This window comes from Serratia sp. KG1D, from assembly GCF_037150675.1.
In the GTDB taxonomy this organism is placed as follows: domain Bacteria; phylum Pseudomonadota; class Gammaproteobacteria; order Enterobacterales; family Enterobacteriaceae; genus Serratia; species Serratia nematodiphila.
Window position 1 is genome coordinate 1 of sequence record NZ_JBAGIH010000012.1, and the last position, 5,553, is coordinate 5,553.

Consider the following 5,553-nt stretch of genomic DNA (forward strand, 5'->3'; position numbering starts at 1 on the left):
TAAAGCCGAAAGCCCTGAACTGACGTTCAGGGCTTTTTGCTATGCGTAAAATAAATATCCTGACAGTATCTATTACTTTGAAAAATGCCTTTTTGGGCATATGTAGCTTATCTTTATAAGGAGGCATAATGTTTCTTTGCTAGGGAAATAGCCAGCTAAATATATAATTGATAGTTCCAGATTATTATTTAAATAATAAAAATATCTATCTATGAACAGACTGATGAGAATTATCCGGTTATATCAAAGATAAATCTTAATTCTTCAGTGTATTAGTCGATAAATTTCACGTTAATTAAAACAAATATTAGCCAGACGCCTCGAATCGAGTAGACTAGTCGGAAGATTATTTCCGTATAGGTACTGAACGTTATGTCTACTGAAAGCGCGTCTTTAAAAAACCACAATACGTTTGCGCTCCCGGTCAACGCAGCGCACCTGATCATGGCCGATAGAATTGAGCTGATGCTCAAGGTGTGGCAACAAACGCGCAAGCGTCAGGAGCCGTTGCTGATTCTCGGTGAAGGTAGCAACGTGCTGTTCCTGGAGGATTTTTCTGGCACAGTAATGGTCAATCAGTTGAAGGGTATTGATGTTCGGGAAGATAACGATGCCTGGTATCTCCACGTCAGTTCCGGTGAAAATTGGCATGACCTGGTGCAATATACGCTGCAGGCTGGGATCTGCGGTCTGGAAAACCTGGCGTTGATTCCTGGATTGGCCGGTTCTGCCCCTATCCAGAACATCGGCGCCTACGGCGTCGAATTGAAAGACGTCTGCGAGTATGTCGATCTGCTGGACTTCTCTACCGGCGCTATCGATCGTATTCCGGCTGCCGAGTGTGGTTTTGGCTACCGGGAAAGTATTTTCAAACACCGTTTCCAGACCGGACATGTCATTGTCGGGCTGGGTCTGCGTCTCAACAAACAGTGGCAACCCAAATTGAGCTACGGCGATCTGGCCAAGCTGGATCCTGCCACGGTGACGCCGCTTCAGGTATTTGAATCCGTATGCGCCATGCGCCGCAGCAAGCTGCCCGATCCACGTGAAACCGGCAATGCCGGCAGCTTCTTCAAGAATCCGCTGGTGAACGCAGAGAAAGCCGCAGAACTCATCGCTAAATATCCCGCTATGCCGCATTATCCACAGCAGGATAGCCAGGTGAAGCTGGCCGCCGGATGGCTTATCGATCAATGCGAACTGAAAGGATATCGTATCGGTGGCGCTGCGGTACACCGCCAACAAGCGCTGGTGTTGGTGAACATCGCCAACGCCCACAGTCAGGATGTGGTGGCGTTGGCGCGCCACGTACGCAAGACGGTGGCTGATAAATTCGGCGTGTGGCTGGAACCTGAGGTGCGTTTTATTGGCGCGACCGGTGAACTGAATGCCGTGGCGGTGCTGTCATGAAAGATACCAAGGTGCCGTTAAAACTGATCGCGCTGCTCGCTGACGGCGAATTCCATTCCGGTGAACACCTCGGTGAGTCACTGGGCATGAGTCGCGCGGCGATCAATAAGCATATTCAGACCATTCGCGAATGGGGACTGGATGTCTTTACCGTGCCCGGAAAAGGCTATAGCCTGCCTGGCGCCATCCAGCTGTTGGAAGCCAAGCGAATCCTCAGCCTGCTGGAAGACAAGCGTGTAAGCGTGTTGCCGGTGGTCGATTCCACCAACCAATACTTGCTGGACCGCATCGACGAATTGCACTCTGGTGATGCCTGCGTCGCTGAATACCAACAGGCAGGACGAGGGCGCCGCGGGCGGCAGTGGATCTCGCCATTCGGCGCTAATTTATATCTGTCGATGTTCTGGCGACTGGAGCAGGGGCCGGCAGCGGCTATGGGGCTTAGCCTGGTGATCGGGATGGTGATGGCGGAGGTCTTGCAGCGTCTCGGTGCGGCTGATGTGCGCGTGAAGTGGCCTAACGATCTTTATCTGAACGATCGTAAATTGGCGGGGATCCTGGTCGAACTGACGGGAAAAACCGGCGATGCGGCCCAACTGGTCATCGGCGCCGGCATCAACCTGGCGATGCGTGATACCAATGCCAGCGCCATTACTCAGGGATGGATTAACCTACAGGAAGCGGGAATTCAGATCGATCGCAATGAACTGGCTGCAACCTTGCTTAATGAACTGCGTCAGTCATTGAAACAGTTTGAGATAGACGGACTCGCGCCCTTTATCGGTCGCTGGCGTACGCTGGATAACTTTATCGACAGGCCGGTCAAGCTGCTGATTGGCGAGCGGCAGATTGTGGGTATCGCCCGAGGAATCGATTCACAGGGCGCACTGCTGCTGGAACAGGACGGGGAGATCAAGCCCTTCATCGGTGGCGAGATATCGCTGCGCAGCGCGGAATAGTGAGAAAAGACAAGGGGACAGTAATGTCCCCTGAATCGATCGGTAGGCTTACTTTCTTAAACGCACGCTTTCAACGGCGTGGTTAGCGCTTTTGGTCATTATCAGGCTGGCGCGTTCACGGGTGGGCAGTATATTCTGCTGCAAATTCAATCCGTTAATTTCATTCCATAATTGCGTGGCGATATTAATCGCCTCCGGTTCCGGCAATTTTGAATAATTATGGAAATAAGAATCGGGATTGGAAAATGCGCCCTGGCGGAATTTCAGAAAACGATTGATATACCAGCTTTGCAATAGCGTCTCCGGCGCATCGACATATATAGAGAAGTCGACAAAGTCGGAAACGAATACGCGATGCGGATCGTGAGGATAATCCATACCGCTTTGCAATACGTTAAGCCCTTCCAGGATCAGAATATCCGGTTGCTCGATGACTTTATTACCTTCGGGCACAACGTCATAGATCAAATGAGAATAAACCGGAGCGGTGACGCGTTTGGCGCCGGATTTCACTTCCGACACGAATTTCACCAGGCTATGCATATCGTAAGACTGCGGGAAGCCTTTTTTCTTCATCAGGCCGCGTTCGTTCAGCACCTTATTAGGGTGCAAGAAGCCGTCGGTCGTGATCAACTCAACGCTGCGGTGTTCTGGCCAACGGCTCAACAACGCCTGCAACAGACGTGCGGTTGTGCTCTTACCTACGGCTACGCTGCCGGCGATGCCGATGACATAGGGAATCTTTTGCCCGTCGGTGCCGAGGAATTGCTCGAGCACCGCCTGCCTACGCAGGTTGGAACTGATATAGAAGTTCAACAGCCGTGACAGCGGCAGATAAATCTGCGCAACTTCTTCCAACGAGAGATCTTCGTTAATCCCTTTCAGTTTAACGATCTCTTCTTCCGACAACGTCAGCGGCACCGAATCTCGCAACGCAGCCCATTGGGTACGATCGAACTGTAGGTAAGGCGTTGCTAAAGATTGATCTCTTTTTATCATAAGCCAAATTCTGCCTGTTAACGCAGGTTGGGAAAGGCGCCGGACGCCAACTCCAGAGAATAAACAAGCTGCATATTATAGACAGCTTCGTTTTTGGCGTAGACTTTTTTCGCAAAAGTTGTCGATAGGCAGCAGTTTATGTCAATTGTGCGAAGCGGCGCGCAGTTGATAAAGCGGGGTTGCAAGGCGGTATCATCAGAGCCGGATACCGCCTGAAGACTAACTGGCGATGGCGCGCGAAGGCTGACTTACGGTGAACAGACGTTTGTAATAAATGACGGTCGGATGGTAATGCCCATCGGGGCCCGCTGCATAATCCGGCAGCTCACCCAAACAGCGATAACCCAGGCTGCGATAAAGCGCTTCTGCCGCCGAACCGGCCTGCGTATCCAGATACAATAGCCCGCGTTGCTGCTGCAGTGCCGCGTACTCCAGCGTCTTCATCAGAGCCTGACCTACGCCGTTGCGGCGAGCACGGCTATGCACCAACAGCTTCACTACCTCCGCACGATTACGGCCGTTCGGCTTCTGGCAAAGCTCAAGTTGCACGGTGCCAACGACGCCGCGATCGTCACGGGCAATCCACAGCAGCAGCTCGCCTTTGGCCAGGGCCGGTCGCAGACTGTGGAAGTAGCTCTCGGCGTCTTCGTGAGGAATTAAGGTGTCGTAACCGACAGAAGCGCCGTGCGTGACGGCATCGGTCAACAGGCGGGCCAATTCATCGCGGTAAATCGGCAACGTAGCGGCGTTGATAGGCACTATTTTCATCGGTCATTCCTCCTGGGATGGGGGTAATGAAGAGAAGCAATAACTGAGCCACAGCGGCGAAAGGCATAGCAACGGCAAAAGGGCGAGGGATCAGTGTAGCCCACGCCGCAGTTCGGGGCAGGTATCCCCTTTTTGGTGCATCGATCCCGCTCACAGTTTACCATCGCGGGTTAAGTGTTTTGAGAAGCCCGACACGGAGAAAGCGGCGCTCAAGGCTTGCAAAAAGTGGATAAAATTGTAGAGAATGATTGCCGCGAGTGATGAATGTTTGCACGCCGCAGGCTGCAAATTGCATGACAGTATGCAAAATTGACTGATTTATGAGCGAAAGTGCGCGTAAAGCAATTTTTTTGTTGCATAGGTCGCCCGCTCTACCTAGAATGCGCTGCACTTGATGCCGGCTTAGCTCAGTAGGTAGAGCAACTGACTTGTAATCAGTAGGTCACCAGTTCGATTCCGGTAGCCGGCACCATTCAAGTCACAAGTAGTTAAAATCTGGTGGGGTTCCCGAGCGGCCAAAGGGAGCAGACTGTAAATCTGCCGTCACAGACTTCGAAGGTTCGAATCCTTCCCCCACCACCAAATCTTGCCTTCGGCGATTAACTGAGATGCGATAAATACCGCAACGGTTGATGGCGGGAGGAGAGGGCGAAAGCCTTCGGCAAGGTTCGAGCTGTGCAGCGCAAGGCGCAGCCGGCCCGAAGGATGCGAGCCGAGTGATGAACAATCCTGCTCCATCCCAAAATTCTACAGAAAAATCAGGTAGCCGAGTTCCAGGATGCGGGCATCGTATAATGGCTATTACCTCAGCCTTCCAAGCTGATGATGTGGGTTCGATTCCCACTGCCCGCTCCAAGATGTGCTGATATAGCTCAGTTGGTAGAGCGCACCCTTGGTAAGGGTGAGGTCGGCAGTTCGAATCTGCCTATCAGCACCACTTCTTAATTTCTCGCCCCCTGATTTTCTTTCTGTTCTGGATTCAACGAGCAAATGCTTGGTTGATGTGGTGATACCACCGATTTATCCGTGTCTTAGAGGGACAATCGATGTCTAAAGAAAAGTTTGAACGTACAAAACCGCACGTTAACGTCGGTACTATCGGCCACGTTGACCACGGTAAAACTACCCTGACTGCAGCGATCACTACCGTACTGGCTAAAACCTACGGCGGTTCTGCACGTGCTTTCGACCAGATCGATAACGCACCAGAAGAAAAAGCTCGTGGTATCACCATCAACACCTCCCACGTTGAGTATGACACCCCGACTCGTCACTACGCGCACGTTGACTGCCCAGGGCACGCCGACTACGTGAAAAACATGATCACCGGTGCTGCTCAGATGGACGGCGCGATCCTGGTAGTAGCTGCGACTGACGGCCCAATGCCTCAGACTCGTGAGCACATCCTGCTGGGTCG

5 protein-coding genes, 4 tRNA genes and 1 other RNA gene are annotated in these 5,553 nt (G+C 52.1%); 8 read left to right on the top strand and 2 right to left on the bottom strand.

Annotated features, from left to right (window positions below; genetic code table 11):
- Positions 1 to 372 precede the first annotated feature (372 nt).
- Both murB and birA read left to right on the top strand, forming a co-directional pair.
- Complete coding sequence (gene murB, locus WFM45_RS24525) at positions 373 to 1,410, top strand: UDP-N-acetylmuramate dehydrogenase (protein ID WP_336957606.1); 1,038 nt, start codon at positions 373 to 375, stop codon at positions 1,408 to 1,410.
- The gene (gene birA / locus WFM45_RS24530; protein WP_004929427.1) at positions 1,407 to 2,369 is read left to right on the top strand and encodes a bifunctional biotin--[acetyl-CoA-carboxylase] ligase/biotin operon repressor BirA; all 963 of its coding nucleotides are present in this window, start codon (positions 1,407 to 1,409) and stop codon (positions 2,367 to 2,369) included. Before murB ends, birA begins: the two co-directional genes overlap by 4 nt.
- Before the next feature lie 48 nt (positions 2,370 to 2,417).
- Here birA and coaA read toward each other — a convergent pair whose 3' ends face one another.
- Positions 2,418 to 3,368, bottom strand: a complete 951-nt coding sequence (gene coaA, locus WFM45_RS24535) for a type I pantothenate kinase (protein WP_025304936.1) — start codon at positions 3,366 to 3,368, stop codon at positions 2,418 to 2,420.
- Positions 3,369 to 3,587: 219 nt separating this feature from the next.
- Positions 3,588 to 4,136: a GNAT family N-acetyltransferase gene (locus WFM45_RS24540; RefSeq protein WP_085337720.1), complete on the bottom strand. Its 549-nt coding sequence runs from the start codon at positions 4,134 to 4,136 to the stop codon at positions 3,588 to 3,590.
- A 396-nt stretch (positions 4,137 to 4,532) separates the two neighbouring features.
- Here WFM45_RS24540 and WFM45_RS24545 point away from each other — a divergent pair.
- The 6 genes from WFM45_RS24545 to WFM45_RS24570 form a co-directional block, all read left to right on the top strand.
- Positions 4,533 to 4,608 (top strand) — tRNA-Thr (locus WFM45_RS24545).
- A gap of 25 nt (positions 4,609 to 4,633) precedes the next feature.
- A tRNA-Tyr gene (locus WFM45_RS24550) sits at positions 4,634 to 4,718 on the top strand.
- A 46-nt stretch (positions 4,719 to 4,764) separates the two neighbouring features.
- Positions 4,765 to 4,880, top strand: a non-coding RNA gene (locus tag WFM45_RS24555) — RtT sRNA.
- 36 nt (positions 4,881 to 4,916) lie between these two features.
- A tRNA-Gly gene (locus WFM45_RS24560) sits at positions 4,917 to 4,991 on the top strand.
- Positions 4,992 to 4,997: 6 nt separating this feature from the next.
- Positions 4,998 to 5,073, top strand: a tRNA-Thr gene (locus WFM45_RS24565).
- A 109-nt stretch (positions 5,074 to 5,182) separates the two neighbouring features.
- Positions 5,183 to 5,553: GTP-binding protein (locus WFM45_RS24570; protein ID WP_040202416.1), on the top strand; the 371-nt coding region annotated here is incomplete at its 3' end.